The following is a 19,682-nucleotide window of genomic DNA, read 5'->3' as shown; positions in this document are numbered from 1 at the left end:
CGCGCGTTGGAAGGGATCAGGCGCGGCGACGGCGGCGTACCAGGGCCATTGCACCCAGGCCGCCCAGCAGCAGGGCGCCGCTGACGGGTTCCGGCACGTCGGCCGGAGGCGCGGCGCGCTCGCCGTCAACGCTGAGATTGTCGATTGCCCAGCTCTCGTCGTCGCCTGCCTGCCACACGTTGCCGGAAGCGAAGAACTCGATGGTGTGCACGCCGGCAGCCAGGTTGCCCAGGTTGAAGGTCATGTTATAGGCCTGGTCTTCCGAGCCGGAGAAACCGAGGTGGGTGTGGGACAGCAGGGTCAGGTGCGAGTCGGAAGCGGATGCGCCGAAAGTGTCGAAGTTCTGCTGGTACAGCAGGGTGCCGTCGACGCGGATATTGAAGTAATCCGGGCCGCAGCAGTTACTGCCATCCCACGAATCGATGGCGCCGAACGACAGTTTCAGCGTGGCGTCGCTGACCGCGCCTTCAAGATTCAGGTTCAGGACCGAGGCGGCTGCTGGATTGCCCGCGGCCGAGTTGCGCAGCATCTGGTTGCCAAAACCCACCTGGCCGTAGCCCTGGGTCCCGGTCAGGAAGCCGGCGCCGGTGAAACCGTTCGCGTTGGCTTCGAAATTGTTGGAGTAGAGGACGGATGCCGACGCCGGGATGGTGGCGGCTGCTGCCAGTGCGGCGAGGATTGCTTTGAATTTCATTAAGGTTTCCATAATTATTGTTGGTCAAACAGGAATGCCTTAAAGCAAATCTTGTGCCACGTAAATAAATCAATGACTTATGCAAGAAGCATTTATCGACTGTAAAGTTTTCCGACAGCAATTCGCCAATCGAGATTGACGCCCAGGCTGGCCAGGATGATCAGGGCGAAGCCCGTGACCTGCCACGCGCTGATCAGGTGGCCATAGACCACGTAGTCCCAGCACACCGCCGCTGCGGGATAAATGAAGGTCAGTACCGCGATCGCCGCCGTTTCCATGTGCGGCGTGGCGCCGTAGATCATTACGTAGGCCAGGGCAGTGGGCACCAGGCCGAGGGTGGCGAGCCAGCCCCATTGCGCGGCGTCCAGGCCGCCGGGGGGAATCCTGGTGAAGGCGGCCAGCAGCAGCGCGCCGGCCATGCAGTGCACCAGGGCCGTCAGGTGTGGCGGCGTGCCGCGCATCGACTTGGTGGCCAGCGTTACGCCCGCGTAGGCCAGGGCGCCGGTCAGTGTGCTGGCGATGCCGAGCAGGTAATTGGCGTCCATCGGCGCGTCGAAGCGCACGCCGCAGGCCAGCGCCAGGCCGCCAAAGCCCAGTAACACCCAGGCCAGCTTGTTGGCCGCCAGCCGTTCGCGCAGGATCAGCGCGCCGAGCAGCAGCACCATGAAGGGCTGCACGTGGAAGACAATGGTGGCGACCGCGATGCCGATGCGCCGGATCGCTTCGAAGAACGTCACCCAGTTCACCACCATCAGCACGCCGCTGAAGGCCGCCAGCCTGAATGCGCGCGGCGGCATGTTCTCGCGCCTGAACATGCCTTTCCAGCCGCAATAGAGCGCCAGCGCAAGGGCGCCGATGGCGCAGCGGAAGAACACTGTGGTGACTGGATCGAGGCCCGCCTCCTGGACGTAGACACCCAGGGTGCTCAGCATGAGCATGGCGACGGTGTAGGGGAGGACGGGATGGCGCATTGCCATCATCATCGCATGAAAAAAGGGGACGTATCCCTTAAAAAAAAGGGTACGTCCCCCTTAATGGGTACGTCCCCTTTTTTTTACTGCACGGTGAGGATGACCTTGACGCTGTCGTCGACGGCGGATTTCTCAATATAGCCGATAGCCTGCACGTCGGCTGCCACGGCTTTCTTCACTTCGGCGCTGGACCCGTACTCCTTGGGCGCCGTTCCTTTGCCGGTAAACACCAGCTTCGACCACTGCGCCTTGACCTGGGCGCTGTCCTTGCCCAGCACCTTCTGGCTGAATTCATTGCGCAGCGGGCCTTCGGTGTGTTCGACCGGCGTGAACAAGGTCGATTTGCCGAGGAAGAATTGGGCCGCCTGCTCGCTGAACATGCGCGAGGCCGGGTTCTTCGGATTGACGATCACCACAATTTCGGCTGCCAGCGCGGGCAGGGCGGCACACAACATCGCTGCGGCAAGCAGCGGCTTGATTCGCTTGTCCATGGCTGCCTCCTCAGAACACGAAGTCGAGAGCTACCGCATACACATTCACCGACTCATTGAAGCCAGGCTTGTAATTGATGAATGCGCCGGGGCCATCTTTCGGCTTGATGTGGTCGACCTGTACTTTCAGTGCCAGCGACTTGTAGAAGTCCCAGCGCACGCCGATCGCGTCGGACGATTGCAGGGCCGCCTTGGCCAGGCCGTTCACGCCCGCGGCAAGCGGCGCCAGCGGTCCGCTGGTGGGCAAGCCGGCGACGCTGCGGTCGGACTTCTGCTTGATGCTGCCGTGGTAGTAGTAGGGCAGGAACTTGCCGAAGCGGTAGCCAGCCATCGCGTACCACGAGTTGGTGTCGTGCACGATCAGCGTATCGGTGCGGCGCATGGCGTATTCGGCCTGCAGCACCACGTTTTTCCAGTCCATGGTGCCGCCTACGGAGGTGAAAGTGCCCTTCACGTCGTTCAGCGGCATCATGTTCGCCACCGAAGCCAGGCCCACGGTGCGCAGCGTGGTCACCAGCCCGGTCAGCGTGGGGTTGTCGACCACGCTGAAGTCGGCCTGGGCGCGGCCGAAGCGCAGCGTGAACGGGCCGTTTTCCGCCACGACGTGCAGCAGCAGCATCTTGCGGAACTCGATGTTCTGCGCCGGCTGGTCGACGTCGGCCCGACCGGTGCCAAGCTGCACGCTCAGCGAGGTATCGCCGAAGCTGTGCTGGTACAGCACGTCGACGCCGTCGAAGGAATCGAGCGTGACCTGGCGATAGACTTCAGCGGGCGGGCGCAGCATGGTGTTGGCATAGCCCACATTGCGGAAGTCGGAAATCATGTAGATCGGCGCGCCCATGCGGCCGACGCGCACGCTGAAATCGTCGTTGAGCTTGAACTTGGCGAAAGCCCACGCGGCCTGGGCGCGGTAATGGTCGATGGCGTCCTTGCGCACCAGGCCCTGGCCGGTGAACGAGATCATGTCGTTGACCTTGACCGTGGCCTGGATGCCGAAATTCGAGTCGACGCCGGTGCGCCAATCCTTCTTCACGCCGGATGCCTGGTTGGGCCGGATGAATTCTGCGTCGTCGGTGTCGGTGGAGGTCAGGGCAGCGGTGCCAAAGCCGCTGATGGTGACGGTAGGCCCGCCTTCCTGGGCGCTTGCCGTGATGGTGAAACTGGCTGCTGAAAGCGCGGCAAGCGCGCTGCACATTCTTTTCATCGTCATGCTCTCTCCCGTTGTTATTGGTGGTGAACAAGCTGACTACGGGGCTAAGTGTCACAGATTGCAGGCAGGTGCGCCACCGTTCGTGGTAGGCGCGCAACAATGAAAAAAGCCCGCTACTGCGGGCTTTCATGTGGGGAGGGTGCTGCTTACTTCGCTTTGCCCAGTTCGGAGCGGTGGCGCGAGTAGCCGAAATACACGACCAGGCCGATGGCCAGCCAAATGCCGAAGGCGATCCAGGTAATGGCCGACAGGAAGGCCATCAGGGCCAGGCAGAAGGCGACCGCCAGGCCCGGAACCACCGGCACGCCAGGGCAGCGGAAGGCGCGGTGCAGGTCGGGTCGCTTCTTGCGCATGATGATCACGGCGATCGACACCAGGCAGAAGGCAGCCAGGGTACCCATGTTGACCAGTTCGGCCAGCACGTTCAGCGGCACCAGGGCGGCGATGAAGCCGAAGATCAGGCCGACCATCCAGGTGGCGAAGAACGGGGTGTGGTATTTCGGGTGCACCTGGGACAGCTTCTTCGGCAGCAGGCCGTCGCGCGACATGGCGAAGATGATGCGGGTCTGGCCGTAGGCCATCACCAGGATCACGGTGGTCATGCCGAGAATGGCGCCCAGCGATACCCAGCCGGCGAACCAGTTTTCACCGGCGTATTGCAGGGCCAGCGAGACCGGGTGGTCGACGCCCAGGAATTGCTTGTAAGGGACGATGCCGGTCATGATGCCGGCCACGATCACGTACAGGATGGTGCAGACGGCCAGCGAGCCGATGATGCCGATTGGCAGGTCGCGCTCAGGGCGCTTCACTTCTTCGGCGGCGGAAGTTACGGCGTCGAAGCCGATGAAGGCGAAGAACACCAGGGCCGCCGCGCTCATCACGCCGGAGGCGCCGAAGGGCATGAATGGCTGCCAGTTAGCTGGCTGCACGTGGCCGGCGCCAACGCCGATGAACAGCAGCACCACGCCGATCTTGATGACCACCATGATGTTGTTGACGCGGGCCGATTCGCGCACGCCCCAGCCCAGCATGGCGGTCAGCACGATCATGATCACGAAGGCTGGCAGGTTGAACAGGGTGGTCGTGCCAGGCACGGCGCCAGGGGCGGCGGTCAGCGCGGTCGGCAGGTGGATGCCGATGCCGGCGATCAGCGATTGGAAGTAGCCGGACCAGGCCACCGACACGGCGGACGTGGCAAGGCCATATTCGAGCATCAGGTCCCAGCCGATCATCCATGCCACCAGCTCGCCCAGGGTGGCGTAGCTATAAGTGTAGATGGAGCCGGCCACCGGAACGGTCGAGGCGAATTCGGCGTAGCACAGGGCGGCGAAACCGCAGGCCAGCGCTGCGACCACGAAGGAAATCGTCAGGGCCGGGCCAGCGGTCAGTGCGCCGGTGCCGGTCAAGACGAAGATGCCGGTACCGACGATGGCGCCAATGCCCATCAGCACCAGGTCCATCGGACCCAGCACTTTCTGCAGGCCGCCCGGGGTACGGGTGGCTGCTACCATGTCGTCCAGGTTCTTAGTCCTAAAAATGCTCACTAGTCTCTCCAATATCTCTTCTCTTTTGGGATCGCCAAAAAAAGGCTGCCGCATATTAGCACACGGGTTTGAGGGGGATGTTGTAGGATTGTAAATCTGAATTGTTTGTTGCCTTAAAAGTCCTTGCCCCACAGATGAAATATATGATACTCGCCGCGGCTGCTGCCGCGACCACTTTTGCCGGCGCCGCCTTCGCCCAGCCGATGCCGCCGCAGCCCGATACCCCGGCCTATAAAGCCTGCATGGCGGAGGAGGGCGAACTGCGTCCCCAGCGCCAGGCCCTGGCGCGCCGCTTCCGCGAGCATGAAGCGGCACTGGAGCGCACTTCGGCCGCGCTGTCGGCGCACGAAGCCGCATCGGCCCAGGTCAATCGGACCGACAACGCGGCCGTCGCCGCATACAATGCCCGTCAGGATGAATTGAACGCCCAGGCAGCGAGCCTGAACGCGGCCGGCACCAGCCTGGAAAAAGAGCTGCATGCCTTCAATGCTCGCGTCGCTGCCGGCAATATCCGCTGCGGCAACATCCTCGCGCCTTATAAAGTTCGCAAGAAGGAGAAATGATGCGCAAGATCCTCGTCCTCGCCTTCGCGCTGGCCGGCGCCAGCGTCCAGGCCGCGCCGCTGCCGGCGCCGGCGCGTGCCGAAGTCGACGCGCTGCTGACGCGCTTGCAATCGTCCGGCTGCCAGTTCAACCGCAACGGCAGCTGGTATAGCGGCGCCGACGCCAGGACCCACCTGCTGCGCAAGCTGGAATATCTCGAGAAGAAAGACTTGGTCAAGAACGCCGAGCAGTTCATCGAGCTTGGCGCCAGCGCCAGCAGCTCGAGCGGCAAGCCATATACGGTCAAGTGCGGCGCGGCGGCGCCGGTAGAAAGCAAGGCCTGGCTGAGCGCCGAGCTGAAAGCCATCCGCGCGCACTGACTGCGAGGCTAGCGGTATAGTGGGCCAGGAGGACAGCCCGCCATGCACCACCAGACCGCCAGCATCGCCACGCCCGCCGGAGAAGTGGAAGGCACGCTCGACCTGCCGATAGGGGCGAAGGGCGTGGTCTTGTTCGCGCATGGCAGCGGCAGCAGCCGCTTCAGCCCGCGCAACAATTTCGTGGCCGGCGTCTTGCGCACGGCCGGCATCGGCACCTTGCTGATGGACTTGCTCACGCCTGCCGAGGACGACGTCTACCGCATCCGTTTCAATATCATCCTGCTGACCGAACGCCTTGGCATGGCGGCCGACTGGCTGGCGGCGTCCGAAGCGGCGCGCGGCCTGCCGCTTGGCCTGTTTGGCGCCAGTACCGGCGCCGCAGCGGCCTTGCAACTGGCCGCTGAGCGCAAGGGCGGGGTGGCGGCCGTCGTTTCGCGTGGCGGACGGCCCGACCTGACCGGGCAGGTGGCGCTGGCGCGCGTGACGGCGCCAACCCTGTTCATCGTGGGCAGCCGCGATGAAGGCGTCATCGAACTCAACGAATCGGCCTACCTCCAGCTGAATTGCAAAAAACGCATCGACATCGTGCCCGGGGCGACTCATCTGTTTGAAGAGCCGGGCGCACTGGAAGAAGTGGCCCGCCTGGCGCGCGACTGGTTCAGCCAGCACCTTTCATCATGAATGGTGAAGAATGGTGAGAATGCGTGCATTTTTAACCCCATCTGCATCGCTATAATTTTCCCCATCTATTGGGAGAGCGTATGGCGCTGCATTTGAAGAAGGCAATGTTCAGGAATTCATTAGTCAACAGCGTTGTTTGTGCCGCGCTGGCTGCCATTCTCATCCCATTGCTTGGCGCACCCGGCGGCATGCTTTGGCCAGGCATGCTGATTTGCAGTGTCGGCGTGCTGACCTTCCTGCGCACTGCCTGGAAGATCAGGAAAGGCCTGCTGTCCCGCCTGCAGGACCTCGCCTCTTACGTGCATATCGATCGCGACAGCGAGCAAGCGCGCAAGCAGGTCGACTGGAGCCTGATCGACGATTACGCGACCCAGCTCGCCACCCGCGGTTTTCGCCCGCTTGGCGACTATACAACCTATCCAAGTGCGCCAACCCTGGCCGGTGTCGCTGCCATGTTCACGGACGCCGAAGGCAGCATGATTATCGAAATCCAGCAATTGAAGCTCTTGCCGCAGGCAGGCAAGGCTGCGCTGAACGATGGGATCTATTTCAGCATCATGTCGATGGTGGGCGGCAGCATTCGTGTGGTCACCAGCAACCATAAGCCGATGGCTGTCACCTACCTGATGCGTGGCGAGCACGATGTGACGACTGCACGGCCGGGCAGCGGACTGATGGAACTGCTTGCGACGCACACCGATCTGCTGTCCCGCCTGCGCGAACGGGTCGGCAAGGCGCCTTCCACCGGCTTGACTGTCGAACGTTATGTATTGGCAATTCGCGAGGCCCAAGCCCAGGCACGCAGCCGTCTCAGCGCTATGAGCGGCTATGCGATTGCCTGCGCGGTCGACCGCTTCGATGCCGACCGTTTGCTGCGCTGGACGCCGCAGATTGCGGACCTCAAGGAAGTGCCGCAGCGTCGTCTGGAGGAACTGGACAACGGTTTCGGTTCGGACGTCCAGCCGCCAATCTTCCACGAATCACTGGCGACGCAATTCTGAGGGCAAGGCTGTAAGCTGGCAGCGTGCGCCGGCCAGGTTTCTAAGACTGCGACACTGATTCACTTGCATAGGAAGAAACCCCATCATGAAAATCAGCAACCGACTGATCATTACCCTGGCAATTGCCCTGATTGGCCTGCTGTTCGTCGGGGCCGAAGGCATCTGGCAATTGCGCGATGCCCAGCGCCGCATGGAACTGGTGCAGACCCGCCTGATCCCCAGCGTTTCAGCCATCAATGCCGCCAAGGCGGCGGTGAGCGACAGCCGCCTGGCCGGCTACCGCCTGTCGGTGTTCTCCAACCTGCCCGACAAGACTGCGCTGGACAAGGCCTACAACGACGCCCACGCCAACTTCGACAAGGTGCTGGCCGATTACGCGAAGAACAACGTCTTCGACGAGACCGACCGCAAGATGCTGGAGCAGGACAAGGCGGCAATGGAAACCTACCGCCAGGCGCTGGTGCCGTTTATCGCCGCCTCGCATGCCGGCGACATGGACGCCGTGCGCGCCACCCTGGTGGCTGGCTCGCCGCTGGCGCTGGGCGCGGCCGGCGTCAAGAAAAGCCTGGATGACCACGTCGCCTACAACCAGAAGCTGATTGAAAAGGTCAAGGCCGACAGCGATGCGGATTACTCGAAGGCGCTGACCATCCTGGTAGCGGTCACCGTGGCCGTGCTGCTGGTGGTGGCGTTCATGGGCTACAAGATGTACCTGGTGATTACCGGTGGCCTGGACAGGATGCAGGGCACGATGGAAAACGTCAGCTCCTCGCTGGACCTGACGCACCAGGTCGAGGTGGAGCGCATGGATGAAATCGGCCATGCCGGCGTGGCCTTCAACAAGCTGCTCGGTGAAATCGGCGGCGTGGTGGGCACGGCCCGGTCGGCGGCCGATGCGGTCAGCACCGCTTCGCGCCAGATCGCAGCCGGTACCGGCGACCTGAATAACCGTACTTCGGCGCAGGCCGCGGCACTGGAGGAAACCGCCTCCAGCATGGAGGAACTGACCTCCACCGTGAGCCAGAACTCGGACAATGCGCGCCAGGCCAACCAGTTGGCGCAGAACGCCTCGCAGATCGCGGTGCAGGGCGGCGAGGTGGTGAAGGAAGTGATCGACACCATGGCGTCCATCAATGCCTCCTCGCACAAGATCGTGGACATCATCAGCGTGATCGACGGCATCGCCTTCCAGACCAATATCCTGGCGCTGAACGCCGCGGTGGAAGCGGCCCGCGCCGGTGAACAAGGGCGCGGCTTCGCCGTGGTGGCAACCGAGGTGCGCAGCCTGGCGCAACGCTCGTCCGCGGCGGCCAAGGAAATCAAGGCGCTGATCGACGACAGCGTGGAGAAGGTCGATTCCGGCACCAGGCTGGTGGTGCGCGCCGGCGACACCATGAGCGACGTGGTGGCCAGCGTGAAGCAGGTATCCGACATCGTGGCCGAGATCAGCGCCGCCACCGCGGAACAGAACGCAGGCATCGCCCAGGTGCACCAGTCGATTACCTCGATGGACCAGGTCACGCAGCAAAATGCGGCGCTGGTGGAGGAAACCGCGGCGGCGTCGCAAGCCTTGCAGGACCAGGCGGAAGTCCTGGCCCGCGCGGTGAGCGCGTTCCGCATCGGCGCGGCCCACCTGAAGGCGGCGCCGGTGCTGCGCGCTGCCAGCAGCGCCCCCGTTTCCACCGCCGTTGCGGTGCGCCCGGCGCGGCAGCGCAAGGTTGCCAGCGCCACCGCCGGCGACGAGTGGGAGCAGTTCTGAGTTTGTTAATATTTTTAGAATACTTTTTCATCTGTCCGTCATAAATTGACGCTATCGTCTGGACTCTTTTCAACCAGGAGACACCAGATGAAACTGAGCACCATCGCTGCCAGCCTCGCGCTGGCAGCATCCGCAGTAAGCCTTCCGGCCCACGCATGGCAGCAGGAAACGCACCGTCGTATCGTGCTGGACGCAGTCAATTACATGAAGGCCAATCCTGGTACCACCAACTACAACAAGCTGCTCTCCGGCGTCACGCGCGCCGGTTACACGATGGACCAGTTCGCGGCAGCGCTGGGGCAGGGCGCGTACGACGTGGACGACTTTGCCGACACCTATATCTGCGGCGCCACCACCGGCAATTGCCAGCTGGCGCCGGTGTGGGGCGCCGGCGCGAGCATCGTCAAGTACACCACCTTCTGGCATTTCCAGAACCATACCTCCGGCCGCGATGTGCACGGCAATCCGTTCGGCGGCTACAACTACGCGAAGATGGCGGTGGCAGGCGACATCGACAACCTGGCGGCGAGCTGGCTGTATGGCGATTACCTGGACGACGGCGCCGGCGGCCTGAAAGGCTGGTTCGGCGACGGAAGCAAATACAACGCCTACGGCATCACCGAAGCCCACTACCGCCTGGGCGGCTATTCGACCGCGTCCATGTATGCCGACTTCGAAGCGGCGCCATTCCAGCCGATCGACAACCTGGGCCAGTACTGGTTCTCGCAATTCCTGGCGCAGCCGACCGCGCAGTCGCTCGGCTTCGTGCTGCATACCACCGACCTGCTGCAGCCGCACCACACCTGGACCACTTCCGCCCACGACCACTCGGGCTGGGAGCAATGGGTGTACGACTACTACGACAGCGAACGCCTGAACGACTCGGCGCTGGTGACTGCCGCCATGGCTGATTTCACGTCGGTGGCTGCAAGCGGCAGCGATATTCGTCCATTGCTGACCCAGGGCGGCACCTATTCGTACGCGAACGGCGGCATCGTGCTGTCGTCGACTGCGCATGGCGACCGCGTGGTCGTTGGCAAGAAGATGATTCCGCACTCGATCGCCATGGTGGTCCACGTGCTGAACCGCGCCGCCGAGCGCCTGGCCAACTGATGGCCGCCCGCCACTTCGTCGCCGCCGTCGCCGCAGTGCTCGCCGGAGCAAGCGCGGTGGCGGGCCCCACCGCGCCCGGCGCCGCCATCGCCGCCCGCATCGACGGCGAGCCGGTTTATGCCTTCACGCTGGACGCCCTTTGGCAACAGCGCCGCGCCGCCAAGCCCTCGCTGGAGCGGCGGGCGGTGCTGGATGACATCATCCAGGTTCGCCTGCTGGCGGCACGTGCCGGCAACGCAGCGCCAAAAGAGCAGCCCGGCGCCACGGTAGCCTTTGCCCCGGAAGTCATGGTGGAAGAACGCCTTGTCGCAACCCTGCGCGAAGTGTATGGAAAGGACATCGACACCGCCGTGAAGGCGCAGCCGGGCGCCACGCTGGAGAGCCTGGTGATCGCGCAGCCGCCGATGTCGCAGCCGCAGCTGGACGCCATTTTCGGCCGCCAGGGCCGCTTGAAGCTGGAGATCGCGCTGACCGCCGAACAGCAGTCCCTGGCCGGCAAGGCCGACGTCCTGCGCTACCGGCTTCCCGGCGGCGAACCAGCTAGCGTCACCCTTTACGACGTGTACCACCGCCAGAACGTCCAGGGGCGGCTGGCGCTGTCGCAGCAACCGGCCAGCGTCGCAGCACAGCAGGCACGCCGCATCGTCGCCAACGCATTCGTGCTGCACTGGGCCCGACAACGCTTCGGCGCCGAAGCCGTGGCGGACCTGCGCAAGGTCATCGAGGATGGCGACACGGTGGTGGCGCTGCAGAACCTGCACGGCGTCGGCCTCGATACCGACGCCGGAAGCCCGCTGCTGAATCGCCTGTCCGGCGAAGTCAGTGCGCAGGAGATTGAAGGCTTCTACCGCGAGCACAAGGACTTGTTCGCCCGCGTCGACAGGGTCCGCGCCCGCCACATCCGGGTAGCGGACGAAGCGCAGGCGCAGCGTGCGGTGAGGGCATTGCAGCAAGGCGCAGGCTTCGCCGCCACTGCACGCCGCATGTCGCGCGCCGGCGACGCAGCCAAAGGCGGCGACCTTGGCTGGATCAGCGCCGACGGCAGCAAGGACTGGCTGGCCAGCCTCGCCTTCAGCCAGCCGCCGGGCAAGCCATCCGCCCCGGTCCGGGCACCGGTCGGCCCGAACGAGAACGCCTACTGGGAAATCGTGCTCGTTGAAGAACAGGTCCATGGCGCCCACCCGCTGCAATCGGAAACAGTGCGCTACCAGGCCAGCCGCATGATCGCGCTGCAGAAAGCCAGGCAGCAGCTAAGCCAGATGATCGAACAGTCGCGCCGCACAGTGCGCATTGAAATCGCAGAGGCGCCATGAAACACTGGCAAGCCATCGCCGTCATCGCCGCTATTGTCGCCGCCGTCGTTGGCCAATGGTACTTCGCCAGCGTTCGCGAAACGACGCCCCCTCCCCAGGCGCCCGCCGTCACACCACCCAAGCCCGCACCGCCGGCCCCCATGCCCGCACCGGGGGCTGGCGAACGTCCGGCGATGGCTGATACGGGCGAAGGCGATGGACTGCGCCGCGTGCCGATCCCGCCGGTCGACGCGCGGGCGCCAGCCTGGCTCTCGCTGGCCCAGGCACGGGAATCCGGCGATGCCCGCACCCCGCCGATCCAGCACGACGCCCCGGCCGAGCACCCCGACGCCAGCGTAATGGCCGACCCGCAAGCCTACGCCGCCCATGAGCTGGCGCAGAAACAGCGCCTGGCCGCGGCCTACGCCCAAGCCGCAGTCCCCGAACTAGCCCGCCTGCATTCCGATCTCGAGCAAGGTCGCGAAGCCGGCGTGCCGCCTGAGGAGCTGGCCAAAGTCGCAGAAAAGATCCGCCGCATCGAACAGCAGCGCCAAGCCGCCGACAACATGCGTTCAAGATAAAAGTCGGGGTCAGGTCTGGCAATCCGCCATTCTTTTCGCATTGCGAAAAGAATGGCGGATTGCCAGACCTGACCCCGACTTTCAAACTAATAAGCTGGCCAAGGGCTTGATGATCTCGTCGTCGGTCCAGTAGGCGGTGTGGGAGAGCGGGTTCCAGCTCTTGGTCATGAAGTCGAGGATGCCCTGGCCGGCGTTGACGACGCGGTCTTCGACCAGGGTTTCGTAGCCGCCTTCCAGCGGCTGCAAGGGCCAGCCGAGTGCATCGTCGGGGTCGTACAGGTTGAGCCAGGTGAATGCTGGATTGGGCTTGATGATCGGCTTGACGTCCATGCGCTGGTGGGCGGAGACGAAGACCGGGATATTGCAACCGGTCGTCACGAAGGTGCGCACCGTGCCGCATTGCAGGAACTTGCGCTGCTCGGCAGTCAGGCTGTCGGCCATGCGGCCCGGCTTCCAGATGCCGGCGGCTACAGCACCGCCGCCGGCGCGCTTTTGCGCGTCGTAGATAAAGCTGGACATGACCTGGCAGCCCAGCGAATGCGCCAGCAGCACGATCGGCGTTTCCGGGCCGCGGTTGGCAAGAATCGCCAGCAGGGCGCGCGCAATCTCCATCTGCGCCTGCTCGTAGACCGAATTGTCGTATTCCTTGCGATTTTCCAGCCCTGCCGCATCGGCAAAGCCGAACAGGATGAATTTGCGCAGCTGTTCGTAGCGCACGGTGGAGCGCTCGCGCGTGCGGTTCCATACATCGAGCTCGTTGGGCTTGAGCAGGTGCTGGTAATACACGCTATGCACGTCGACGTCGGAGAAGGCCGCGCCCATGCGGTGCGACAGCGCGCGCCGCATGTCGTCGGCATAGTCGAGCGGTTGCTCGCCCATGCCGTGGATCGTCAGGAGTGCGACCTTGGGCATTACGCCGCCGCCTTTTCAGGCACGCCGCGCAGGCGGTAGCCGATGTACAGTGCCAGCAGCCAGACCGGGATCAGGTACACCGAAATACGCAGGCCTTCGCTCAGGTACATGATCAGCAGGATGCCGGCCAGGAAGGCCAGGCACAGGTAGTTGGTCAGCGGGTAGCCCCAGCTCTTGAAGCCCGTCTCGTGCCCTTCGATCTTTTTCTGGGCGCGGAAGCGCAGGTGGATCCAGCTGATCATGCCCCAGTTGATCACTAGCGAAGAGACCACGAGCCCCATCAGGAAGCCGAACACTTTGCCCGGCATGAAGTAGTTCAGCACCACGCAAATGCCGGTGGCGAGGGCCGATACGCCCAGCGCCGCCAAGGGCACACCGCGCTTGTTCACGCCCAGCAGGGCTTTCGGTGCATTGCCTTGCCTGGCCAGGCCGTACAGCATGCGGCTGTTGGAGTACACGCCGCTGTTATACACGGACAGTGCGGCGGTCAGCACCACCACGTTCAGGATGTTCGCAACCCAGTTGGAGTTCAGTGCGTGGAAGATCATCACGAACGGGCTGCCCCCGGTGACGACCTTCTGCCACGGGTACAGCGACAGCAGCACGCCCAATGCGCCGACATAGAAGATCAGGATACGGTAGATGGCCTGGTTGGTCGCCTTGGGAATGGTCTCGGAAGGGTTGCTGGCTTCGGCGGCGGTAATGCCCACCAGTTCCAGGCCGCCGTAGGAGAACATGATGACAGCCATCGCCATCACCAGCCCCGACACGCCGTTCGGGAAGAAGCCGCCGTGCTGCCAGAGGTTGGCCACGGTCGCTTCCGGCCCGGCGTTGCCGGACACCAGCAGGTAGCCGCCGTACACGATCATGCCGACCACCGCTACCACCTTGATGATGGCGAACCAGAATTCCATTTCGCCGTAAGCGCGCACATTGGCCAGGCTGATGGCGTTAATGATCAGGAAGAAGGCGAGGGCGCTGACCCAGGTGGGAATGCCCGGCCACCAGTATTGGACGTAGATGCCGACTGCCGTCAGCTCGGCCATGCTGACCAGCACGTACAGCACCCAGTAATTCCAGCCTGACATGAAGCCGGCCATGTGGCCGCAATATTTGTCGGCAAAATAGCTGAAGGAACCCGCGACCGGCTCGTCGACCACCATTTCGCCCAGCTGGCGCATGATGAGGAAGGCAATGAAGCCAGCCACCGCGTAGCCAAGCAGCACGGCAGGCCCGGCCAGCTTGATGGTGTCGGCGATGCCCATGAAAAGGCCCGTGCCAATGGCGCCGCCCAGCGCGATCAGCTGGATATGGCGGCTTTTCAGGCCCCGTTTCAGTTCTGTCATGTATGGCGTCCTGGTGTCGAAAAGATCAAAGGCCCTGATTCTACATCCTCGCAAGGCAACAATGTCATTTTCGCACTGCCGCATTTCGCAAGACTTCTCTTTGACCTGGATCAAATATTTTGTGCGTCGGCTTGGATATGCTGCAAACATGCTCACACTTAAATTCCTTGGTGCCACCGGCACCGTCACCGGCTCCAAATACCTGTTGCGCCATGGCGACGAACAGGTATTGGTCGATTGCGGCCTGTTCCAAGGCTATAAGCAGCTGCGCTTGCGCAACTGGGATGCTTTCCCGGTGCCGCCGGAGGCCATCCGCAGCGTGGTGCTGACCCATGCCCACCTCGATCACAGCGGCTTCCTTCCGGTGCTGGTCAGCGCCGGCTTCCGCGGCAAGGTGTACTGCACGGAGGCGACGCGCGATTTGTGCCGCATCCTGCTGCCCGATAGCGGCCGGCTGCTGGAGGAGGAAGCGCTGTATGCGAACCGCCACAGCTTCTCCAAGCACAAGCCGGCTTTGCCCCTGTATTCGGAAGCGGACGCGCTGCGCGCGCTGGAGCACCTGGAAGTGGTGCCGTTCGGGCAGGAGTTTTCGCCGGCGCCGGGCATGATGGCGCGTTTCCAGCTGGCCGGGCATATCCTGGGCGCCGCGTCGGTTTCGGTACGTTGCAACAGCCGGACCGTGATGTTTTCCGGCGACGTGGGGCGGCCCAACGATCCGATCATGCGGCCGCCGACCGTGCTTGGCAAATGCGACTACCTGGTGGTGGAATCGACTTACGGCGACCGGCGCCACGACGTCTCCGACCCCGGCAGCAAGCTGGCCGACGTCATCAGCAGGACGGCGGCGCGCGGCGGGGTGACCGTGATCCCTTCGTTTGCCGTCGGACGTGCGCAGGAACTGCTGTATGAAATCTGGCGGCTCAAGGAGGCAGGCGCCATCCCGCTCGCGCTCCCCGTATACCTCAACAGCCCGATGGCGGTGGATGCGACGCGGCTTTATATCAAGCACCAGGGACAGCACCGGCTGGACGAACGCAGTTGCCACGCCCTGGGCCACGTGGCGCACATCGTCAACAGCGTGGAAGAGTCGATGGCCCTGAACCGGCGCCAAGCGCCGATGGTGATCATTGCCGCCAGCGGCATGGCTACCGGCGGCCGCGTGCTGCACCACCTGAAAGCCTTTGCCGGCGATTCGCGCAACACTATCCTGTTTGCCGGCTTCCAGGCGGCAGGGACGCGCGGGGCCCGCATGCTGGCCGGCGAAACCTCGGTCAAGATCCACGGCGAGTATTACCCGATCCGGGCCAAGGTCGAACTGATCGGCAACCTGTCGGCCCATGCCGACTCCGACGAAATCCTGGGCTGGCTCTCGCATTCTTCGGCCACGCCGCGCCAGGTGTTCGTCACCCATGGCGAACCGGCGGCGGCCGATGCCCTGCGGCTGCGCATTTCGGAACAGCTCCACTGGCCATGCCGGGTGCCGGACTACCTGGAAGAGGTGGTGCTGGAGTAGGGGATGCCATGGCGGCCTTGCTGGAAATCTCGCTTGCCGCACTGTGCGGCGCCCTGCTGGCCGCGGCGCTGACGGCATGGCTGATGTTTCGCCATGTGACGAGCATTTCCCGGCTGCTGCGCCAGCGCATGCGCAGCGCCGCGGCGCGCGAGCACCTGGTGGCCAAGGTGTTCGATGCGACATCGGAAGGCATCCTGGTGGTCAACCGCGACATGCGCATCGTCGAGGCCAACCGCGCCTTCGCTGCCATGAGCGGCTACGCGCGCCACGAGCTGGTGGGCCAGCATCCGCGCATCATGCAGTCCGGCAGGCAGGACGCCGGGTTCTACAAGGCGATGTGGCAAGGCCTGCTGGGAACCGGCCAGTGGCAGGGCAAGGTATGGGACAAACGCTCCGACGGCACGCTGTTTGCCGCACACCTGACCCTGAGCGCGGTGCGCGATGAACACGGCAGGGTGCAGCACTATTTCGGCCTGTTTACCGACATTACCGATGAATGCGCCCGCCAGGAAGAGATCGAAAAGATGGCCTTCATGGACCCGCTTACGCGCCTGCCGAACCGGCGCCTGATGGAAGACCGCCTGCAGCAGGCGCTGGCCTTTGCGGCGCGTGCCGAAAAGCTGGTGGCCGTTTGCGTGATGGACCTGGATGGCTTCAAGCACGTCAACGATACGTTTGGCCACGAGGCTGGCGACACGGTATTGGTGGAGGTGGCGGGGCGCCTGCAGCAGGTGGTGCGGGCCAACGATACCGTGGCGCGCCTGGGCGGCGACGAATTCGTGCTGCTGCTCGCTGGCCTGAACGATGTGGGCGAGGCGGAGGAGATCCTGGATCGTGCGTTGGCGGCAGTGCGCGCGCCGGTGCGGCTGGCGGGAGAACAGCCGGCCTTGGTATCGGCCAGCATCGGGCTGGCCGTGTTTCCGTACGACGCGCAACTGGCCGAAGAGCTGTTGCGGCGCAGCGATGCGGCCATGTATGCCGCCAAGCGACAGGGACGCGATCGCTGCAAGCGGGCGCAGGCCCGCTGTTGAATTTACAGGCTTTCCTGGACGGTGCGGCCGTTCAGCGGCTGCACCGGGCGGGCGTTGTGCTTGTAGACCTGGGCGAAGCGCTTCAACTGGGCGTCCGACATTTCAACCGGATTTTTCAGCACGAACCAGTTGACCTCTTCGCTGCAGGGCGGGGTGGTCAGCGAACCGGCGAAGTTGTAATAGCCTTGCGCGGATGGCAGCAGCTTGCCGATATCGATGCTCACGCCGGGCACTTCCTGTGCTTCGCCTTTTTCCTTCGGCAAGGCATCCCACAGGGTTTGCACCAGCGGGTTCTCGGCGCCTTTGCGGAACAGCACCGCTACCACGGCCAGCTTGCCTTCTTCATTCTTGTGCACCAGGTGCGCCACCATCGGGTAGCTGCGGCCATTGATCTTTTCTTCGCTTGGCTTGTGGAAGTGGAATTGCAGCAGGTCGTAGCGCTTGCCGTCGATGGTGACGCTGCTGCCTGCGGCGTAGTTCACCTGGATGGTGTGGCCGTTATCGAGGATCTTCAGCGGCGACGGGCTGTAGGCGAATTCCAGCGGCGGCAGCTTGGCCTTGCTGGTCTTGCGGATGTCGATCGGCGACTGGTTGTGACCCAGCTTGCAGGTGCTGAAGTCCTGTTCCAGCTTGCCCCAGTTCTGCGGGCCGGTGGCGCCGTCATAGCTCCAGTGTGCCGGCTTGTCTGCAGCGAAGGCCGCGGCAGGCAGCAGGGCGGCGCCGAGCAGGAGGGAGAGGGTGCGTTTCACTGAGTGGTCCTTTCAGGGTTGTTGGCCGCCAGTTCCAGGCGGCGCAGGAATTTTTCGGGTGGCTGGTAGCCGATGAGGCGCGCTTGAGGAACTTCATTACCGCTAGCGTCGAACATGACGATGCCGGGCGGTCCAAAAAGGCTGAAGCGTTTCATCAGGGCGCGGTCTTCTTCGCTGTTGGCTGTGACATCGGCTTGCAGCAGGTGCATGTCCTGCATGGCCGCTTGCACGCGCGTGTCGGTGAAGGTGAGGCGTTCCATCTCCTTGCATGAGACGCACCAATCGGCGTAGAAGTCCAGCATGACAGGTTTCTTGGCACTGGCCAGGGCCTGGTCAAGGTCGGCTACCGTGCGCACGCGGGTAAAGCGGGTTTCGGCATCGTGCGCCTGGCCCGTGCCCGCGGCGGCCATGGTAGCACTGTTCCCGCCGCCGCGCAGGTGCGCCAGCGGCTGCAGCACGTCGCGTCCGGAACTGGCTGCGCCGACCAGCTCGAACAGGCCGCCCAGCAGCATCAGGACGCCGAGCGCTTTCGTTGCATAGGCGCCCGCGCCGGCGCCTTGCGGGACAGCTTCGCCGACGCGCAGGAAGGCGGCGCACAGGATGGCGAAGGCGCCCCACAGCGCCATGCTGGCGGTTACCGGCAGGACCGGATTGACCATCCAGATTGCGACCGCGATCAGCAGCAGGCCGAAGACCTTCTTTACGTGGTTCATCCAGGCGCCGGCGCGCGGCAGCAGGCTGCCGGCGGACAGGCCGGTCAGCAGCAGGGGCACGCTCATGCCGCAGGCCATGGCGAACAGTGCGCCGGCGCCGATCAGGGCATTGCCGGTCTGGCTGATGTACAGCAGGGCGCCGGCCAGCGGGCCGGCCACGCAGGGACCGACGATCAGGGCCGACACGGCGCCCATCGTGAACACGGCGGCGAGGCGGCCGCCGGACAGGTTGCCGCTGGCGGAGCTGAGGCGCGTTTGCAGGGCGCTTGGCAGCTGCAGCTGGTAGACGTCGAACATCGACAGCGCCAGGGCAACCAGCAGGGCGCCGAAGGTCATCAGGACCCATGGCTTTTGCAGCGCGCCGGCCAGGCCTTCGCCTGCCAGGCCCGCCGCCACGCCCAGCGAGGTGTAGACCAGGGCCATGCCCAGGCTGTAGGCAGCGGCAAGCAGCAGGCCGCGCTTGCGCGTCACCTGCGCTTCGCCGACGATGATGGAGGACAGGATCGGCACCATCGGCAGCACGCATGGGGTGAACGACAGCAGCAGGCCGAACACCAGGAATGCCGCGCCGATGCGCCAGGCGCTGCCGCTTTGCAGGGTGCGCTGGGCGAGCGAGGTGTCATCTTCGGCCGCCACCGGGGCACTGGCCTGCGCCACGCCGGCATTCGCCGCCGGAGCGCTTGCGGCAGCGGTGCCCGCGGCCTGTCCGGGCGGCGCTTCCGGCAGCGCTTCCAGCACGCCCGGGCGCGCTGGATCGATGCGGTAGCGGCGTTCGGCCGGCGGGTAGCACAAGCCTGCGTCGGCGCAACCCTGGTAGGCGACCGTCAAGGTGGCGGTGGAGCGGCCCTGCCAGGGAAGCTGCAAGGCCAGTCCGCCCGCATAGGTTTCCATCTCCTTGCCGAAATTCTCGTCGAACTTGCGCTTCCCGGGCGGCAGCCGCACCGGCACTGCGGCGCCGTCGCTGTGCAGGCTGATACGATCGCGATACAGGTGGTACTCGGGCGCGATCTTCCAGTGCAAGGCAAGCTGGCCGTCGGCGCGCAGTTCGGCGCGCAGGTCAAAGGCCTGCTCCGGCGCCAGGAAATCATCGGCCAGGGCAGGGTTGCCGAAAAGTGCGGCCAGCAGGAGCGCCGCCAGCCATTTAATGAGGAACTTCATT

General features: G+C 64.2%; 19 protein-coding genes. 10 read left to right on the top strand and 9 right to left on the bottom strand.

Annotated features, from left to right (window positions below):
• Window positions 1-16: 16 nt before the first annotated feature.
• The 5 genes from ACN9MU_RS20425 to ACN9MU_RS20405 form a co-directional block, all read right to left on the bottom strand.
• On the bottom strand, window positions 17-694 hold the full coding sequence (locus ACN9MU_RS20425) for a PEP-CTERM sorting domain-containing protein (protein ID WP_426318403.1): 678 nt from the start codon (window positions 692-694) through the stop codon (window positions 17-19).
• Between the two features lie 92 nt (window positions 695-786).
• Window positions 787-1,665: a DMT family transporter gene (locus ACN9MU_RS20420; protein WP_426318402.1), complete on the bottom strand. Its 879-nt coding sequence runs from the start codon at window positions 1,663-1,665 to the stop codon at window positions 787-789.
• An 83-nt stretch (window positions 1,666-1,748) separates the two neighbouring features.
• Window positions 1,749-2,156 carry a hypothetical protein gene (locus tag ACN9MU_RS20415; RefSeq protein WP_426162254.1) on the bottom strand — a complete coding sequence of 136 codons (408 nt, stop codon included), beginning with the start codon at window positions 2,154-2,156 and terminating at the stop codon, window positions 1,749-1,751.
• Window positions 2,157-2,166: 10 nt separating this feature from the next.
• Window positions 2,167-3,366 (bottom strand): porin, encoded by a 1,200-nt coding sequence (locus ACN9MU_RS20410; protein ID WP_426318400.1) that lies wholly within the window; start codon window positions 3,364-3,366, stop codon window positions 2,167-2,169.
• A 146-nt stretch (window positions 3,367-3,512) separates the two neighbouring features.
• On the bottom strand, window positions 3,513-4,910 hold the full coding sequence (locus ACN9MU_RS20405; RefSeq protein ID WP_426162252.1) for an amino acid permease: 1,398 nt from the start codon (window positions 4,908-4,910) through the stop codon (window positions 3,513-3,515).
• Between the two features lie 143 nt (window positions 4,911-5,053).
• Between ACN9MU_RS20405 and ACN9MU_RS20400 the strand changes: the two genes are divergently transcribed.
• The 8 genes from ACN9MU_RS20400 to ACN9MU_RS20365 all read left to right on the top strand — a co-directional run bounded on the left by ACN9MU_RS20400 (window position 5,054) and on the right by ACN9MU_RS20365 (window position 12,259).
• Window positions 5,054-5,473 carry a hypothetical protein gene (locus ACN9MU_RS20400; RefSeq protein ID WP_426162251.1) on the top strand — a complete coding sequence of 140 codons (420 nt, stop codon included), beginning with the start codon at window positions 5,054-5,056 and terminating at the stop codon, window positions 5,471-5,473.
• Window positions 5,470-5,832 (top strand): DUF5329 family protein, encoded by a 363-nt coding sequence (locus ACN9MU_RS20395; protein WP_426162250.1) that lies wholly within the window; start codon window positions 5,470-5,472, stop codon window positions 5,830-5,832. The genes ACN9MU_RS20400 and ACN9MU_RS20395 overlap by 4 nt, the downstream gene beginning before the upstream one ends.
• Window positions 5,833-5,874: 42 nt before the next feature.
• The gene (locus ACN9MU_RS20390) at window positions 5,875-6,513 is read left to right on the top strand and encodes a dienelactone hydrolase family protein (protein WP_426318399.1); all 639 of its coding nucleotides are present in this window, start codon (window positions 5,875-5,877) and stop codon (window positions 6,511-6,513) included.
• A gap of 80 nt (window positions 6,514-6,593) precedes the next feature.
• Window positions 6,594-7,514 carry a hypothetical protein gene (locus ACN9MU_RS20385; protein ID WP_426162247.1) on the top strand — a complete coding sequence of 307 codons (921 nt, stop codon included), beginning with the start codon at window positions 6,594-6,596 and terminating at the stop codon, window positions 7,512-7,514.
• 85 nt (window positions 7,515-7,599) lie between these two features.
• Complete coding sequence (locus ACN9MU_RS20380; protein WP_426336025.1) at window positions 7,600-9,273, top strand: methyl-accepting chemotaxis protein; 1,674 nt, start codon at window positions 7,600-7,602, stop codon at window positions 9,271-9,273.
• An 87-nt stretch (window positions 9,274-9,360) separates the two neighbouring features.
• Entirely contained in the window at window positions 9,361-10,386 is a 1,026-nt protein-coding gene (locus ACN9MU_RS20375; protein ID WP_426336024.1) for a phospholipase, read from the top strand.
• Window positions 10,386-11,699, top strand: a complete 1,314-nt coding sequence (locus ACN9MU_RS20370; protein ID WP_426343374.1) for a peptidylprolyl isomerase — start codon at window positions 10,386-10,388, stop codon at window positions 11,697-11,699. The genes ACN9MU_RS20375 and ACN9MU_RS20370 overlap by 1 nt, the downstream gene beginning before the upstream one ends.
• The gene (locus tag ACN9MU_RS20365; protein ID WP_426162242.1) at window positions 11,696-12,259 is read left to right on the top strand and encodes a hypothetical protein; all 564 of its coding nucleotides are present in this window, start codon (window positions 11,696-11,698) and stop codon (window positions 12,257-12,259) included. Before ACN9MU_RS20370 ends, ACN9MU_RS20365 begins: the two co-directional genes overlap by 4 nt.
• A gap of 81 nt (window positions 12,260-12,340) precedes the next feature.
• On the opposite strand, the gene ACN9MU_RS20360 is transcribed toward ACN9MU_RS20365, so the two are convergent.
• Together ACN9MU_RS20360 and ACN9MU_RS20355 are read right to left on the bottom strand one after the other, a co-directional pair.
• A complete protein-coding gene (locus tag ACN9MU_RS20360; RefSeq protein ID WP_426162241.1) occupies window positions 12,341-13,171 on the bottom strand; it encodes a hypothetical protein in 831 nt (276 codons plus the stop codon).
• Complete coding sequence (locus ACN9MU_RS20355) at window positions 13,171-14,517, bottom strand: amino acid permease (RefSeq protein WP_426343373.1); 1,347 nt, start codon at window positions 14,515-14,517, stop codon at window positions 13,171-13,173. The genes ACN9MU_RS20360 and ACN9MU_RS20355 overlap by 1 nt, the downstream gene beginning before the upstream one ends.
• Before the next feature lie 148 nt (window positions 14,518-14,665).
• Between ACN9MU_RS20355 and ACN9MU_RS20350 the strand changes: the two genes are divergently transcribed.
• Together ACN9MU_RS20350 and ACN9MU_RS20345 are read left to right on the top strand one after the other, a co-directional pair.
• The gene (locus tag ACN9MU_RS20350) at window positions 14,666-16,030 is read left to right on the top strand and encodes an MBL fold metallo-hydrolase RNA specificity domain-containing protein (RefSeq protein ID WP_426343372.1); all 1,365 of its coding nucleotides are present in this window, start codon (window positions 14,666-14,668) and stop codon (window positions 16,028-16,030) included.
• Window positions 16,031-16,038: 8 nt separating this feature from the next.
• Window positions 16,039-17,061: a diguanylate cyclase domain-containing protein gene (locus ACN9MU_RS20345; protein WP_426343371.1), complete on the top strand. Its 1,023-nt coding sequence runs from the start codon at window positions 16,039-16,041 to the stop codon at window positions 17,059-17,061.
• 2 nt (window positions 17,062-17,063) lie between these two features.
• On the opposite strand, the gene ACN9MU_RS20340 is transcribed toward ACN9MU_RS20345, so the two are convergent.
• The gene (locus tag ACN9MU_RS20340) at window positions 17,064-17,810 is read right to left on the bottom strand and encodes a carbonic anhydrase (protein WP_426343370.1); all 747 of its coding nucleotides are present in this window, start codon (window positions 17,808-17,810) and stop codon (window positions 17,064-17,066) included.
• Entirely contained in the window at window positions 17,807-19,681 is a 1,875-nt protein-coding gene (dsbD, locus tag ACN9MU_RS20335) for a protein-disulfide reductase DsbD (protein WP_426343369.1), read from the bottom strand. Before dsbD ends, ACN9MU_RS20340 begins: the two co-directional genes overlap by 4 nt.
• Between the last annotated feature and the right edge of the window lies 1 nt (window position 19,682).

Source organism: Pseudoduganella sp. R-32 (assembly GCF_049913245.1).
Taxonomy (GTDB): Bacteria; Pseudomonadota; Gammaproteobacteria; order Burkholderiales; family Burkholderiaceae_D; genus Rugamonas.
This window is presented reverse-complemented; position numbering and strand designations above follow the sequence as displayed.